The sequence below is a fragment of the Streptomyces sp. NPDC042201 genome (assembly GCF_055582185.1).
On the sequence record NZ_JBVJDS010000009.1, the window covers coordinates 294,155 to 308,153 of the forward strand.

The following is a 13,999-nucleotide window of genomic DNA, read 5'->3' on the forward strand; positions in this document are numbered from 1 at the left end:
AGCAGTAGTGAGCAGCAACAACGGTGATGTCCGGCTCTGGGGCGGCCGTTTCGCCGACGGTCCTTCCGACGCGCTGGCGGCCCTGTCCGCGTCCGTCCACTTCGACTGGCGGCTCGCGCCGTACGACATCGCCGGTTCCCGGGCCCACGCCCGCGCGCTCCACAAGGCCGGGCTGCTCACCGCCGACGAACTGACCCGCATGCTGGCCGGTCTCGACCAGCTCGAAGCCGATGTGGCCGACGGCTCGTTCACCGGCACCATCGCCGACGAGGACGTCCACACCGCTCTGGAGCGCGGTCTCCTGGAGCGTCTCGGCGCCGACCTCGGCGGCAAGCTGCGCGCGGGCCGCTCCCGCAACGACCAGGTCGCCACGCTCTTCCGGATGTACCTCCGCGACCACGCCCGGATCATCGGCGGGCTCATCGCCGGGCTCCAGGACGCGCTGGTCGGTCTCGCCGAGGCGCACGCGGACGTCGCGATGCCGGGCCGTACGCATCTCCAGCACGCGCAGCCCGTCCTCTTCGCCCACCATGTGCTGGCCCATGTGCAGTCGCTGTCCCGGGACGCGGAGCGGCTGCGGCAGTGGGACAAGCGCACGGCGGTCTCCCCGTACGGCTCCGGCGCGCTGGCCGGCTCCTCCCTCGGGCTCGACCCCGAGGCCGTCGCCGCGGACCTCGGCTTCGAGCGGGGCTCGGCGGGGAACTCGATCGACGGCACGGCCTCGCGCGACTTCGTCGCCGAATTCGCGTTCATCACCGCGATGATCGGCGTCAACCTGTCGCGGATCGCCGAGGAGGTCATCCTCTGGAACACGAAGGAGTTCTCCTTCGTCACCCTGCACGACGCCTTCTCCACCGGCTCCTCGATCATGCCGCAGAAGAAGAACCCGGACATCGCGGAGCTGGCGCGCGGCAAGTCGGGCCGGCTCATCGGCAATCTGACCGGGCTGCTGGCCACGCTGAAGGCCCTGCCGCTCGCGTACAACCGCGACCTCCAGGAGGACAAGGAGCCGGTCTTCGACTCCTGCGACCAGCTGGAGGTCCTGCTGCCGGCCTTCACCGGCATGATGGCGACGCTGACCGTCCACCGGGAGCGGATGGAGGAGCTGGCCCCGGCCGGCTTCTCGCTCGCCACGGACATCGCGGAATGGCTGGTCAGGCAGGGTGTGCCGTTCCGGGTGGCGCACGAGGTCGCGGGGGAGTGCGTCAAGGAGTGCGAGACGCTGGGCATCGAGCTGGACGAGCTGACCGACGAGCAGTTCGCGAAGATCTCCGCGCACCTCACCCCGGAGGTGCGGTCGGTGCTCAATGTGCCGGGCTCGCTGGCCTCCCGTAACGGCCGGGGCGGTACGGCTCCCTCGGCGGTGGCCGTCCAGCTCTCCGAGGTCAAGGCCGACCTGGTGATCCAGCGCGCCTGGGCCACCGCCAGGAAGTAGCCGCCGCGGCGACCGTGGTCTACAGCGCCGCCGCCCAGTCCGCGAGCGCGTCGAAGTCCGGCCGGGTCAGTCCGGTCCCCGGATCGATGCGCAGCAACAGGGCGGCGGCGAGGTGTCGCTGCTCCACCCATTCGTGGTCGTACGACGCTATGTCGTCGTCGATCCAGGCGAACGGCCGCCCGGCCGCGTACTCCAGGATGTACCGCGTCTTCCAGAAGGTCCCGCGAGGGGCCTTTCCGTGCATCTGGGGCCAGTCGATGTACGGCAGCTCCGGCAGCCCGAGGCGCGGGCCGATCCACTCATTCGCGTCACCCTTCCAGGTGGTGGCCCAGACCAGCTCGTACCGGTCGGTGAGCGCGAGCAGTTCCTCGCCGTGCCCGGGATTGAGCAGCACGGGCAGGGACTGCACCTCCGTCCAGGCCGAGGGCCGCATGCGGTACCTGACGTAACCGTCCGGCGTACCTGGTTCCGACAGGGCGAGGTACGGATTGAGCGGACCGTCGACGTCGATCAGCAGCAGTGGCTTCATATGGGTGTTCCTTTCCAGCGCGGTGGGCGCGTACGTATCCGTGGTGCGACAGGCCGAGGCGACGGGCCCAGGCGGCCGGCCGTCAGCAGAATGAGACATCTGTGTCTCACTTGGGTTATGGTTGTCTCATGGCTGTTAATCGTGATCAGGTGCTGCGCACCGCCGCCGCCCTCCTCACCCGCAAGGCGACCGCCACCATGGACGAGGTCGCCAGGGCCGCGGGCATCGGGCGGGCGACGCTCCACCGGCACTTCGCCGGGCGCGGCGCGCTGATCAGGGCGCTGGAGGAGCTGGGCATCCAGGAGCTGGAGACGGCGCTCGACGCCGCCCGGCTCGACGAGGGCCCCGCGGGCGAGGCGCTGCGCCGGGTGGTCGCGGAGATCGAGCCCGCCGCCGGGCTCCTCGCCTTCCTCGTCACCGAGAACGAGCTCTTCGAGGGCGAGGTCAACGAGGGCTGGAACCGGATCGACGCCCGCTTCTCCGCGCTCTTCCGGCGCGGACAGGAACGGGGCGAGTTCCGGATCGACCTCAGCGCCGCCTGGCTGACCGAGGCCCTCTACGGGCTCATCGGCTCCTGCGCCTGGGCCGTCCAGGACGGCCGGGTCGCCACCAAGGACTTCCAATACATGATCGTCGAGTTGCTGCTCGGCGGAGCACGACGGAGCGTGAGGACATGACCAGCACCTACAGGACCGTGGCGAAGAGCGAGCTCAACCCCCGCCCCGGGCGGTGGATCGCGCTGGCCGTGCTCGTTCTGGCCGTGCTGCTGGTGGCCGTCGACGCGACCGTGCTGGGCCTCGCCACCCCCTTCCTCAGCGAGGACCTCAAGCCGTCCGGCACCCAGCTCCTCTGGATCGGCGACATCTACTCCTTCGTCATCGCCGGCCTGCTGGTCTCCATGGGCAGCCTCGGTGACCGGATCGGCCGTAAGAAGCTCCTGCTGACGGGCGCGGTCGCCTTCGGCGGGATCTCCGTACTCAACGCCTACGCCACCACCCCGGACATGATGATCCTGGCCCGGGCGCTGCTGGGTGTCGCGGGCGCGACCCTGATGCCGGCCACCCTCGCCCTGATCCGCAATATCTTCCACGACCCCAAGGAGCGCAGCCTCGCCATCGGCATCTGGGGCGCGATGGCCTCCGCAGGCGCGGCGGTCGGCCCGGTCGTCGGCGGCTTCCTGCTGGAGCACTTCTGGTGGGGCTCGGTCTTCCTGATCAATCTGCCCGTAATGGCGGTGCTGGTGATCGTGGGTGTCAGGACGCTGCCCGAGTCGAAGAACCCCGCGCCCGGCCCCTGGGACGTGCCGAGCGTGCTGCTGTCGCTCATCGGCATCGTCGGGGTCGTATACGCCGTCAAGGAAATGGCGGCGCACGGGCCGCGCTGGGACGCCGCCGTGGTGGGAGTGGTCGGCGCGGTCGCACTGTACCGGTTCGTCCGCAGACAGCTCACGCTGCCCGCCCCGCTGCTGGACATGCGGCTGTTCCACAGCCGGGGCTTCTCCGGCGCCGTGCTGGCCGACCTGCTGACCATCCTCGGCCTGTCGGGACTGGTCTTCTTCCTGTCGCAGTTCCTGCAACTGGTCCAGGGAATGCGCCCGCTGGAAGCGGGCCTGGCCGAACTTCCGGCGGCCGTGGGCGCGGTGACGGCGGGCCTGATCGCCGGGGCCACCGCCCGCCGCTTCACCGTACGGTCGGTGGTGGCAGGCGGTCTCGCGGCGATCGGGCTGGCCCTCGCGGTGCTGACCGGGCTCAGCCAGTCCACCGGCTATCCGCTGCTGGGTGCGGTGCTGCTGGTCGTCGGGGTCGGCGCGGGCTTCTCCTTCACCGTCACCGCGGACGTGATCCTCTCCAACGTCCCCAAGGAACAGGCGGGCTCGGCCTCCGCGGTCTCGGAGACGGCCTACGAACTGGGCGCGGCGCTCGGCATCGCCGTACTGGGCTCGATCGTCACCGGCGTCTACCGGGACTTCCCCACCCCGCCCGGCGTCCCCGTGGGAGCGGCCTCGGCCGCCCACGAGTCCCTGGGCGGCGCGGTCGACGTGGCGTCCGGCCTCTCAGGACACGCCGGTACGGCCCTGGTCACCGCGGCCCAGGACGCCTTTGTGGACGGCCTGCGCCTTGCGTCGGGCGTGGGCGCGGCGGTCCTGCTGGCGACGGCGGTGGCGGCGTGGTTCCTGCTGCGCGGCCAGAAGCTGGAAGACACCGTGGAGCACTGAGGAACAGCGGCCCGGTGGGAGGGGCGCTGCGGTACGGCGGAAGGGCGTAGCGGTACGGCGGGGGGCCGGGCGGCCGGTTCCGGGCCCGGCCCCCCGCCGTCAGGTGCTACGCGGCCTTCGCCTTCGTGGCGTACATGTCCACGTACTCCTGGCCGGACAGCCGCATGACCTCGGCCATCACCGAGTCCGTCACCGCCCGCAGCACATAGCGGTCGCGGTCCATACCCTCGTACCGCGAGAACTCCATCGGCTTGCCGAAGCGCACCGTCACCTTGCCGCTGCGCGGCATGCCGGTGCCGTTCGGCTGGAGCTTGTCCGTACCGATCATCGCGAAGGGCACCACCGGCGCCCCCGTCATCATCGTCAGCCGCGCGATACCGGTGCGCCCCCGGTACAGGCGGCCGTCGGGGGAGCGGGTGCCCTCCGGGTAGATGCCGAAGACATTGCCCTCCTCCAGCACCCGACGGCCCGTCATCAGCGCCGCGACCCCGCCGCGCCCGCCGTCGCGGTCCACCGGGATCATCCCGACGCCGGTGAAGAACCAGGCCATCAGCCGGCCCTTGAGGCCCTTGCCCGTGACGTACTCGTCCTTGCCGATGAAGAAGACCTGACGGTCACAGACCAGGGGCAGGATCATCGAGTCGATGAAGGTCAGATGGTTGCCGGCGAGGATGACCGGTCCGCTCCCCGGAATATGCTCGGCGCCTTCCACTCGGGTGCGGAACATCAGGCGCACGAGTGGTCCGAGCACTGCCTTGATGAGCGCGAAGCGGGACAACGGGTCCTCCGGTGTCGTGGGACGGTCGTGGATGGCCGGCGAAATCCTTGCAGGTGAGGACGATACTCGCGGCCCAAGGGGATCGCACATCGGGTTCACCCGCTGGATACACGGTGTTGACGTGTGTTTCCGTCACGTTCTCCCAGGGTCTCCCGCCTGGCAGGCATAGCCGCCTACGCTCGGGCCTCGCTTGACAGGTGCGGGACATCACATCAAGGAGCGTTCATGACACAGGGTGCGCGGAACACGCCCGGACGGCGGACCGTACTGGGAGCGGCGGTGCTCGGCTCGGCGGCCATGGCACTGCCCGCCACGGCGCAGGCCGCGGAGCAGGAGCGGGGCGGTGGCCACGGACCGTCGCAAACCCGCCTGCCCGTGCCCACGATCGTCGGCCACCGCGGGGCCAGCGGCTACCGCCCCGAGCACACCCTCGGCTCGTACCAGCTCGCCCTCGACCTCGGCGCGCATGTGATCGAGCAGGACCTGGTGCCCACCAAGGACGGACATCTGGTGTGCCGTCACGAGAACGACATCACCGCGACGACGGATGTCGCGGACCACCCGGAGTTCGCCGGCCGCAAGACCACCAAGACCGTCGACGGGGTCAGCCTCACCGGCTGGTTCACCGAGGACTTCACGCTCGCCGAGCTGAAGACGCTCCGCGCCAAGGAGCGCATCCCGGGCACCCGCCAGCGCAACACCCTGTACGACGGCCGCTGGGAGATCCCCACCTTCGAGGAGGTCCTGCGCTGGGCCGACGACGAAGGCCGCCGCCGGGGCCGCCCGGTCTGGCTGTACACCGAGACCAAGCACCCCACCTACTTCCGCGGCCTCGGCCTCGGCCTGGAGGAGCGGCTGGCGAAGCTGCTGCGCCGGTACGGGCGTGACCGCAAGGACTCCGCGATCTTCCTCCAGTCCTTCGAGCCGAGCAGCATGCAGCGGATGGCGAAGCTGGTCTCCTCGCCGCGCGTCGTCCTGCTCGACGCGGCGGGCACCCGGCCGTGGGACTTCAGGGTGGCGGGCGACCCGCGCACGGTCGCCGATCTGGTCAAGCCCGAGGGCCTGAAGTGGATCGCGTCCTTCGCGCAGGGCATCGGGCCGACGCTCGACCTGATCATCCCGAAGGACACCTCGGGCAAGCTGGGCACGCCCACGACGCTGGTACGGGACGCGCACGCGAAGGGCCTGATCCTCCACCCGTTCACGCTGCGCGACGAGAACAGCTTCCTGCCCGCGGACTTCCGGCGCGGTACGGACCCGAACGCGTACGGCGACGCGTTCGGCGCGTTCAAGGTCTACTTCGAGCAGGGCATCGACGGGATCTTCACCGACAACCCGGACACGGGTCTGCTGGCGCGAGCCGACTTCGTCAGCCGCTGACCACGGGTGCCCCGGTCGGGTGACTGCCCGGCCGGGGAGCAACCGGCCGTCGCCGCCGGAACGTCCCGCCGGACATGACCCTCGCCGAAGCCACCCCGTCCCGCCGCGCACCGCGCGCGTCCGCCCCGGCGCCGCGAACGCTTGCCCCGGCACTGTGCGCGTCCGCCCCGGCACCGCGTCCGTCCGCCCCGCCGCCGCGGCGCGCGCACCCCGGCCCGGAGGATCTCGTACAGGCGCTGCTCCCGCTCGTGCGCGCGGAGGCGGCCGCGGAGGCGCCGGCGGCCGGGGCGGAGCCGGGCGACCTCGAACAGGCCGTATGGGTAAAGCTGTTGGAGCGCATGGACGGCGAGGGACCGCCGGACGACGCCGCGCGCTGGGTGCGGGGCGTCGTCCGGGCCCAAGCGCGCCGCGCCCGGCGCACCGCCGCCCGTGAACACCCGTACCGCGACGAGCCCGCCGCCGGCCCGGAGTCCGGCCCCGGCGCCGACCCCGAACGAGCCGCGCTGCGCGCCGAACGGCGGCGCACGCTCCGCGCGGCGGTCCGCCGCACGCCCGGCCGCTGCCCCCGGGTGCTCACCGCGATGCTGTCGCCGAAGGACCCCACCTATCGCGAGATCGCGGGGGAGTTGGGTATGTCACAGGGCAGTTTGGGACCGTTGCGTGCCAGATGTCTGGGATGCCTGCGCAGAATGCTCGCGGCGGAGGTTGCCGCTCCGGAACTCGGGGGAAAGGAGCGGTAGACCATTGGCGAGCAGGTGAGCGGGAGGCATGCACACATGGGCATGAGCGTGACCATCTCAGCGGCGAGTGCACAGGACGCGGAGCACATCCTGAAGCTGCAGTACCTGTGTTACCAGAACGAGGCCGAGCTCTACGGCGACTACACCATCGAGCCCCTCACCCAGACCCTCGACGACCTGCGGGCCGAACTCGAGCATGGCCACGGCCTGGTGGCGCGCCTCGGCTACGAAGTGGTGGCCTCGGTACGGGGCAGCATCGACGCGACCGGCACCGCCCGGATCGCCAAACTCATCGTCCACCCGCGGATGCGGCGCCACGGTCTCGGCGGCCGCCTGCTCGACGCCATCGAGGTGCATTTCGCGGGAGAGCCGGCCGCCCAGCGCTTCCAGCTCTTCACCGGCCATCGCAGCGAGGGCAATCTGCGGCTCTACCGCAGTCGCGGCTACGCGCCCGTGTCGACGGAGCAGACCGGTCCCCGGCTGCGAGTCGTCACCCTGGAGAAGCAGGCGTCGGCCGGGGCATATGTGGCCAGCGCCTGATCCGGCCGGACCGCGCCGCCCGTTCGGTGAGCGGTGGAATCCTCCCCGGCGCGAGGGGGATTCCGCTCCTCACCGCCGTGAGCGGCGCAGCCACAGGATGCCGGTGACCGGCAGCAGTACGGGGATGAAGAGATACCCCATGCCGTAGTCCGACCAGACCGTGGCGTCCGGGAAGGCGGCGGCCTCGGCCAGTGTCCAGGTCCCGACGGTCAGTACGCCCGCGAGCTCGGCGGCGCAGCACACCAGCGCCGCCTTCCGCGCCGCCTCCCCGCCGCGTACGAGGGTGTACGTGATGAACGCGTACACCACGGCGGCGACCGCGGAGAGCGTGTAGGCCAGCGGCGCCCGGTCGAATTCGGTGGCGATCTGGTAGACCGACCGGGACACGGCGCCGACCGACATCACGCCGTACAGCCAGACCAGCAGCAGACCGGGCCCCTGGACCAGCCTGGCCCCGGACGCCCCCTCGGCTGCCCCGTTCCCCGTCTCGTTCCCCGTCTCGGTGTCCGTCTTCTTGTGCGTCTTCGCGGCGCCGCTGGACCCGTCCATCGTCAGCCTCCCCAGATGTCGTGGAGCCGTACTTCCAGCACGGCCAGGACGACCGCCCCCGCGGAGACCGTCACCGAGCCCCAGCGGGTCCGCTCGCTCAGCGACAGAAAACCGGCCGCGGGCACCGCGAGCAGGGCGCCGAGCAGATACGAGATGAAGATCACCGAGCCCTCGTCGGCCTTCTCACCGCGCGCCAGCTGCACGATCCCCACCACCAGCTGGGCCAGCGCCAGCACCGACACCACGGCCATGCCGATGAAGTGCCAGTCCTTGGTGGGCTGGTCGCGGTAGGCGGCGAAACCGCACCAGGCGGCGAGGGCGAGCGCGGCCACGGAGACCGTGACCGTCAGGGCGACAAGCATGGGCCCGAGAGTATTACGGCGCAAAAGGCCCGACACGCGCGCCCCCGCGTCAGCCGAAGGGCGCGGTAGCGGCGGCCGGGCACGCGAGCCGTGGCGTTGACCACACGGCGCGGGCGTACGGAGCTGATCGCGCAGGCGGCCGTCATCCCTCTTCCCGCCGTGTCGGCGCAGGTCACAGCCCGGAGAGCGGAGGCCGGAACGGCGCGACAGGTCTGTCCGCTATGCGGACGCGCCTCCTTCGTCAATAAGGACGTCTGTTTTACTTACCGCATGACCACGACGAGCAACCGCGCCCCCGCGACCGAGGCGATCACGACGCCCGGTGCTCGTTGTCTGTGTCGAATGTGCGCCAACTGAGGGCCCCTGCCTGAGTCTCGCGCCCCGAAGCGAGACCTGACAAAGTCCACGCGGCCGCGCCGAGTCCGTACGCCATGACAGCCCTGCCCTCAGGGCCGTAGAGCCGGACTGTGCCCGCCCGCCCCTCGCGCACGCCGCCCCCCGGTCACCCACCGACTCGGCCGTGCCGCGACGGAATGACGAATGCCCCGTGCCCGGCGGACATTTCGCCGCGCACTCGACAGTGACGGATACCCCTGTGATCACTACTACGGGCCTGACGAAGATCTACCGGCCCGCCCGGTCGCGAGGCCGCGAAGTCACCGCTCTCGACGGCGTCGACCTGCATGTCCGCGAGGGCGAGGTCTTCGGAGTCGTCGGACAGAGCGGCGCCGGAAAGTCCTCGCTCATCCGCTGCGTCAACCTCCTCGAACGCCCCACCGCCGGCAGCGTGCGCGTCGACGGCCAGGACCTCACCGCACTCGCCGGCCGCGGCCGGCGGGCCGGCAAGGAGCTGCGCCGGGCGCGCAGTTCGATCGGCATGGTCTTCCAGCACTTCAATCTGCTGTCCTCGCGCACGGTCAAGGACAACGTCGAACTGCCGCTGGAGATCCTCGGCGTCTCCGGCCGGGAGCGCGCACGCCGCGCGCTGGAACTGCTGGACCTCGTCGGTCTCGCCGACAAGGCCAAGGTCTACCCCGCCCAGCTCTCCGGCGGCCAGAAGCAGCGCGTCGGTATCGCCCGCGCGCTGGCCGGCGACCCCAAGGTGCTGCTCTCCGACGAGGCGACCAGCGCCCTCGACCCCGAGACCACCCGCTCGATCCTCCAGCTGCTGCGCGACCTCAACCAGCAGCTCGGTCTGACGGTCCTGCTCATCACGCACGAGATGGAGGTCGTGAAGACGATCTGCGACTCGGCCGCGCTGATGGAGAAGGGCAGGATCGTCGAGTCCGGCACGGTCGGCGAACTGCTCGCCACCCCCGGCTCGCGGCTGGCCCAGGAGCTGTTCCCGGTGGGCGGGGCCCCGACGGGACCTGACCGTACGGTCGTCGATGTCACCTTCCACGGCGAGGCCGCCACCCAGCCGGTGATCTCGCAGCTCTCCCGGACGTACAACATCGACATATCGATCCTGGGCGCCGCGATGGACACCGTCGGCGGACGCCAGATCGGCCGGATGCGGATCGAACTGCCCGGCCGCTACGAGGACAACGTCGTGCCGGTCGGCTTCCTGCGCGAGCAGGGACTCCAGGTCGAGACCGTTGACGAACCCCATTCCGAACTGGTGAAGGAAAGTGCCACGTGACCTGGTCGGAAATGCAGCCGCTGCTGTCCCAGGGGACCATCGACACCCTCTACATGGTGCTGTGGTCCGCGCTCGTCACCCTGGCCGGCGGACTGCCGCTCGGCATCCTGCTCGTCCTCACCGACAAGGGCGGACTGCTGCAGAACGCCCCGGTGAACAAGGCCGTCGGCGTGGTCGTGAACATCGGCCGCTCGCTGCCGTTCATGATCCTGCTGATCGCGCTGATCCCGTTCACCACCCTGGTCATCGGCACCTTCATCGGACCCACCGCGATGATCGTGCCGCTGGCGATCGGCGCCATCCCGTTCTTCGCGCGTCTCGTCGAGACGGCGATCCGCGAGGTCGACCACGGGCTGGTCGAGGCCGTCCAGGCGATGGGCGGCTCGATCCCCACCATCGTCCGCAAGGTGCTGCTGCCGCAGGCGCTGCCCTCACTGGTCTCCGCCGTCACCACCACCGTCATCGTGCTCATCGGCTACTCGGCCATGGCGGGCGCGGTGGGCGGCGAGGGCCTGGGATCCAAGGCCGTCACCTATGGCTTCCAGCGCTTCGAGAACGGCTTCATGATCGCCACGGTCGTGGTCCTGATCGCCATCGTCACGGTGATCCAGCTGCTCGGTGACGGCGCCGTACGGCTGCTGGCGCGTCGCGGCCGTACCACTTCCTGAACCCCACTTCCTGAACCCCCGAGTTTCCCCCTACGGCCCGCACTCCTTGTCCGGGCTCTCACCACCGCACCACCGGAAAGAGGCACTCTTCGTGCGCACCACCGTCAAGCTCACCGCGGCTGCCGCCGCCACCGCTGCCCTCGCCCTCGGCCTCAGCGCCTGCGGCACCGCCTCCGACCCGGGCGCCACCTCCGCGTCCGGCGCCGCCGACACGTCAAAGCCGCTGGTCGTCGCCGCGTCCCCGACGCCGCACGCCGACATCCTGAACTTCGTGAAGAAGAACCTGGCGGAGAAGGCCGGCCTCAATCTGGAGGTCAAGGAATTCACGGACTACGTCCTGCCGAACACCGCCACCGAGAGCGGTGAGGTCGGCGCCAACTTCTTCCAGCACAAGCCGTACCTGGACGACTTCAACAAGAAGAAGGGCACCCACATCGTGCCCGTCGTCAACGTCGAGCTGGAACCCCTCGGCCTGTACTCCTCGAAGGCCAAGGACCTCAAGGACATCAGGTCCGGCCAGAGCATCGCGATCCCGAACGACACCACCAACGAGGGCCGCGCGCTCAAGCTGCTCGCGGACAACGGTCTGATCACGCTGAAGGACGGCGCCGGCACCGACGCCAACCTCTCCGACATCAAGGACGCGAAGGGCCTCACGTTCAAGGAGCTGGAGGCCGCCACGCTGCCGCGCGCCCTGAACGACGTCGACGCCGCCGTCATCAACGGCAACTACGCCATCGAGGCCGACCTCAAGCCCGCCCAGGACGCCCTGGCCCTGGAGAAGGCCGACGGCAACCCGTACGCCAACTTCCTTGCCGTCAAGCAGGGCAACGAGAGCGACCCGCGCGTGCTGAAGCTCGCGAAGCTCCTCAACTCGCCCGAGGTCAAGGAGTACATCGAGGACACCTACGACGGCTCGATCGTGCCCGCGTTCGGCGCGGCCGGCTAACCCCGTCGGGCAACCCCGCAAGTAGGCGCAGCAGTAACGTTCTTGTCAGCGAGGGCCCCGCACACGCCGGTCGTGCGCGGGGCCCACGCAGCCGTACGGACCCGGCCATGCGCGTCCCCGACCGGATGCTGCATGCTGTGCATTTACGACGGACTGAGGCATGGAGCTGCGCATGACTACCACCTTTCCGGACGTCTCCATCAGCACGGAGCGATTGGTGCTCCGCCCCTTCGAGCCGTCGGACATTCCGGCGCACATCGAGATGATGAACGACGAAATGGTCACCGCGTGGACCTCCGTGCCGCACCCGTACACGGCGGCGGACGCCGAGGAATGGGTCAGCAGGATCGCCCCCGCCGAACGCACCGAGGGGCGCGGCATCGTCTTCGCCGTCAACGAGTTCCTCACCCAGCGCCTCGTCGGCCTCGTTCATTTCCACAGCACCAACTGGCACATCCTCGCCACCGAGGCGGCCTATGTCACCGCCCCCTGGGCCCGCGGTGAGGGATACGCCACCGAATCGGTGCTCGCCGCCGCCCAGTGGCTCTTCCGCGACCAGAAGTTCGAGCGCATCGAGGTGCGCACGGCCGCCGACAACCCCGCCTCCCAGCAGGTCGCGCAGAAGATCGGCTGCATCAGCGAAGGCGTCCTGCGCAACGCCTGGATAGCGCGTACGCAGACCGAGGACGGCGGCTGGACCGACATCCGCACCGATCTGATCGTCTGGAGCCTGCTGCCCGAGGACCTCGAAGGCGTCGCCGAACAGATGGCCGACGCGGGCGGCTACGCGTCCTTCACCGACTGGAACTGACGGCCGGACCCCCACCGCCCGGCCGCCCTCGTCCCGGGCCAGGTACTCTCACCGTGCTCACCCTGCCAGCTGTGACGACTTCGGGAGACTGAGACGATGGCCGACCGCGTCACGGTGATCGGCTGGGACGGTTCGCCCCTCACCGCCGCGGCCGCGGCCGCCCTCTCCGCTGCCACGCTGGTGGCCGGGGCCGCCCACCATCTGGCACTGCCCGAGGTGCCGGCCGACGCCGAGCGCATCCGGCTCGGCAGTATCGAACTGGCGGCCCGCCGTATCGCCGGGCACCGCGGCAGCGCGGTGGTCCTCGCCGACGGCGACCCCGGCTTCTTCGGAGTCGTACGCACCCTGCGCGCGCCCGAACACGGCCTGGAGGTCGAAGTCGTCCCCGCGGTCTCCGCCGTGGCCAGCGCCTTCGCCCGCGCCGGGATGGCCTGGGACGACGCCCAGATCGTCGTCGCCCACCGCCGTACGCTGCGCCGCGCCGTCAACGTCTGCCGGGCGCACACCAAGGTCGCCGTCCTCACCTCCCCGGGCGCAGGACCCGCCGAACTCGCGCTGCTCCTCGAAGGGGTCCACCGCACCTTCGTCATCTGCGAGGAACTCGGCACCGAGCGGGAACAGGTCACCGTCCTCACCTCCGAGAAGGCCGCCGACCATGTCTGGCGCGACCCCAATGTCGTGATCGTCGTCGGTGGGACCGGCACCGCGGCCTCGCCGGCCGGCGGCTGGATCGCCGGCCGTGACCCCGGATATCCGCCGGCCGTACGGGGCTGGGCGCTGCCCACCGAGGAGTACGGCATCGACCTCGACGAGGGCGAGTCGACCTGGCTGCGCGCCGCCCAACTGTCCCGTCTTGGCGCCAGGACCGGCGATCTGATCTGGGACATCGGCTCGGGCAGCGGCGCGCTCGCCGCCGAGGCGGCCCGCTTCGGCGCGGCCGTGATCGCCGTCGACGACGAGCCCGGAGCCTGTGCCAGCACGACAGCGGCCGCCCGGCGCGCGGGCGTTCAGCTCCAGGTCGTCCAGGGGCGAGCGCCGCACGTGCTGGAGCGGCTGCCCGAGCCCGATGTCGTACGGATCGGCGGCGGCGGCATCGACGTGGTCATCGCCTGCGCCGACCGCAGGCCCGAGCGGATCGTCACGCACGCGGCCACGCGCGACGAGGCCGAGGCGGTCGGAACGGCCTTGCGAGAAGGCGGATATGAGGTGGAGTGCGCCCTGCTCCAGTCCGTCGACCTGGACACCGGCGCCTGGTCCGAGCGCGAGCGATCCGTCGTCTTCCTGCTCTCCGGGCAGCGCCCCGACAGCGCCCCCTGACCCTGTTGCCGGACGGCGCGAGGTAGGCTGGCCGATCGTTGTACCGCTGCCGGGCGTTCGTCACTTCGTTGGTCAATGTCCGGA

15 protein-coding genes are annotated in these 13,999 nt (G+C 70.6%); 11 read left to right on the forward strand and 4 right to left on the reverse strand.

All coding sequences use genetic code 11. The features are described from left to right. The first annotated feature begins 7 nt into the window (after positions 1 to 7). The gene (argH, locus tag ACZ6MZ_RS23360) at positions 8 to 1,435 is read left to right on the forward strand and encodes an argininosuccinate lyase (RefSeq protein ID WP_469354024.1); all 1,428 of its coding nucleotides are present in this window, start codon (positions 8 to 10) and stop codon (positions 1,433 to 1,435) included. Between the two features lie 19 nt (positions 1,436 to 1,454). On the opposite strand, the gene ACZ6MZ_RS23365 is transcribed toward argH, so the two are convergent. Further along, a complete protein-coding gene (locus ACZ6MZ_RS23365) occupies positions 1,455 to 1,964 on the reverse strand; it encodes an HAD domain-containing protein (protein ID WP_389783558.1) in 510 nt (169 codons plus the stop codon). Between the two features lie 128 nt (positions 1,965 to 2,092). On the opposite strand from ACZ6MZ_RS23365, the gene ACZ6MZ_RS23370 reads away from it, so the two are divergent. After that, positions 2,093 to 2,641 carry a TetR/AcrR family transcriptional regulator gene (locus tag ACZ6MZ_RS23370; RefSeq protein WP_384185517.1) on the forward strand — a complete coding sequence of 183 codons (549 nt, stop codon included), beginning with the start codon at positions 2,093 to 2,095 and terminating at the stop codon, positions 2,639 to 2,641. Further along, a complete protein-coding gene (locus tag ACZ6MZ_RS23375; protein WP_384185519.1) occupies positions 2,638 to 4,179 on the forward strand; it encodes an MFS transporter in 1,542 nt (513 codons plus the stop codon). The genes ACZ6MZ_RS23370 and ACZ6MZ_RS23375 overlap by 4 nt, the downstream gene beginning before the upstream one ends. Positions 4,180 to 4,285: 106 nt before the next feature. Here ACZ6MZ_RS23375 and ACZ6MZ_RS23380 read toward each other — a convergent pair whose 3' ends face one another. Continuing rightward, positions 4,286 to 5,002 (reverse strand): lysophospholipid acyltransferase family protein, encoded by a 717-nt coding sequence (locus ACZ6MZ_RS23380; protein WP_389783625.1) that lies wholly within the window; start codon positions 5,000 to 5,002, stop codon positions 4,286 to 4,288. 180 nt (positions 5,003 to 5,182) lie between these two features. Here ACZ6MZ_RS23380 and ACZ6MZ_RS23385 point away from each other — a divergent pair, with 180 nt between their 5' ends. The 3 genes from ACZ6MZ_RS23385 (at position 5,183) to ACZ6MZ_RS23395 (ending at position 7,617) form a co-directional block, all read left to right on the forward strand. Next, positions 5,183 to 6,337, forward strand: coding sequence for a glycerophosphodiester phosphodiesterase (locus ACZ6MZ_RS23385; RefSeq protein ID WP_469354027.1), 1,155 nt, complete (start codon positions 5,183 to 5,185; stop codon positions 6,335 to 6,337). 74 nt (positions 6,338 to 6,411) lie between these two features. After that, positions 6,412 to 7,077 carry a sigma-70 family RNA polymerase sigma factor gene (locus ACZ6MZ_RS23390; protein ID WP_469354029.1) on the forward strand — a complete coding sequence of 222 codons (666 nt, stop codon included), beginning with the start codon at positions 6,412 to 6,414 and terminating at the stop codon, positions 7,075 to 7,077. Between the two features lie 36 nt (positions 7,078 to 7,113). Continuing rightward, a complete protein-coding gene (locus tag ACZ6MZ_RS23395; RefSeq protein ID WP_469354031.1) occupies positions 7,114 to 7,617 on the forward strand; it encodes a GNAT family N-acetyltransferase in 504 nt (167 codons plus the stop codon). A gap of 69 nt (positions 7,618 to 7,686) precedes the next feature. Here the strand turns inward: ACZ6MZ_RS23395 and ACZ6MZ_RS23400 are convergent, their stop codons facing one another. Together ACZ6MZ_RS23400 and ACZ6MZ_RS23405 are read right to left on the reverse strand one after the other, a co-directional pair. Beyond that, complete coding sequence (locus ACZ6MZ_RS23400) at positions 7,687 to 8,166, reverse strand: hypothetical protein (RefSeq protein WP_469354033.1); 480 nt, start codon at positions 8,164 to 8,166, stop codon at positions 7,687 to 7,689. Positions 8,167 to 8,168: 2 nt separating this feature from the next. Then, complete coding sequence (locus tag ACZ6MZ_RS23405; RefSeq protein WP_389783572.1) at positions 8,169 to 8,528, reverse strand: hypothetical protein; 360 nt, start codon at positions 8,526 to 8,528, stop codon at positions 8,169 to 8,171. Positions 8,529 to 9,075: 547 nt separating this feature from the next. Here ACZ6MZ_RS23405 and ACZ6MZ_RS23410 point away from each other — a divergent pair. The 5 genes from ACZ6MZ_RS23410 to cbiE all read left to right on the forward strand — a co-directional run bounded on the left by ACZ6MZ_RS23410 (position 9,076) and on the right by cbiE (position 13,915). After that, entirely contained in the window at positions 9,076 to 10,170 is a 1,095-nt protein-coding gene (locus ACZ6MZ_RS23410) for a methionine ABC transporter ATP-binding protein (protein ID WP_469354036.1), read from the forward strand. Continuing rightward, the gene (locus ACZ6MZ_RS23415) at positions 10,167 to 10,838 is read left to right on the forward strand and encodes a methionine ABC transporter permease (protein WP_389783577.1); all 672 of its coding nucleotides are present in this window, start codon (positions 10,167 to 10,169) and stop codon (positions 10,836 to 10,838) included. Before ACZ6MZ_RS23410 ends, ACZ6MZ_RS23415 begins: the two co-directional genes overlap by 4 nt. Before the next feature lie 91 nt (positions 10,839 to 10,929). Beyond that, positions 10,930 to 11,787 (forward strand): MetQ/NlpA family ABC transporter substrate-binding protein, encoded by an 858-nt coding sequence (locus tag ACZ6MZ_RS23420; RefSeq protein WP_469354039.1) that lies wholly within the window; start codon positions 10,930 to 10,932, stop codon positions 11,785 to 11,787. Positions 11,788 to 11,959: 172 nt separating this feature from the next. Further along, positions 11,960 to 12,598, forward strand: coding sequence for a GNAT family N-acetyltransferase (locus ACZ6MZ_RS23425; protein ID WP_389783581.1), 639 nt, complete (start codon positions 11,960 to 11,962; stop codon positions 12,596 to 12,598). Between the two features lie 96 nt (positions 12,599 to 12,694). After that, positions 12,695 to 13,915, forward strand: a complete 1,221-nt coding sequence (gene cbiE, locus ACZ6MZ_RS23430; protein ID WP_389783583.1) for a precorrin-6y C5,15-methyltransferase (decarboxylating) subunit CbiE — start codon at positions 12,695 to 12,697, stop codon at positions 13,913 to 13,915. The last annotated feature ends 84 nt before the right edge of the window (positions 13,916 to 13,999 follow it).

Bases quoted from the DNA above. Each gene is read 5' to 3' on its own strand.
- ACZ6MZ_RS23365 (WP_389783558.1), bottom strand. From the start codon at position 1,964: ATGAAGCCACTGCTGCTGATCGACGTCGACGGTCCGCTCAATCCGTAC.
- ACZ6MZ_RS23370 (WP_384185517.1), top strand. From the start codon at position 2,093: ATGGCTGTTAATCGTGATCAGGTGCTGCGCACCGCCGCCGCCCTCCTC.
- ACZ6MZ_RS23375 (WP_384185519.1), top strand. From the start codon at position 2,638: ATGACCAGCACCTACAGGACCGTGGCGAAGAGCGAGCTCAACCCCCGC.
- ACZ6MZ_RS23385 (WP_469354027.1), top strand. From the start codon at position 5,183: ATGACACAGGGTGCGCGGAACACGCCCGGACGGCGGACCGTACTGGGA.
- ACZ6MZ_RS23390 (WP_469354029.1), top strand. From the start codon at position 6,412: ATGACCCTCGCCGAAGCCACCCCGTCCCGCCGCGCACCGCGCGCGTCC.
- ACZ6MZ_RS23395 (WP_469354031.1), top strand. From the start codon at position 7,114: ATGGGCATGAGCGTGACCATCTCAGCGGCGAGTGCACAGGACGCGGAG.
- ACZ6MZ_RS23400 (WP_469354033.1), bottom strand. From the start codon at position 8,166: ATGGACGGGTCCAGCGGCGCCGCGAAGACGCACAAGAAGACGGACACC.
- ACZ6MZ_RS23405 (WP_389783572.1), bottom strand. From the start codon at position 8,528: ATGCTTGTCGCCCTGACGGTCACGGTCTCCGTGGCCGCGCTCGCCCTC.
- ACZ6MZ_RS23425 (WP_389783581.1), top strand. From the start codon at position 11,960: ATGACTACCACCTTTCCGGACGTCTCCATCAGCACGGAGCGATTGGTG.
- cbiE (WP_389783583.1), top strand. From the start codon at position 12,695: ATGGCCGACCGCGTCACGGTGATCGGCTGGGACGGTTCGCCCCTCACC.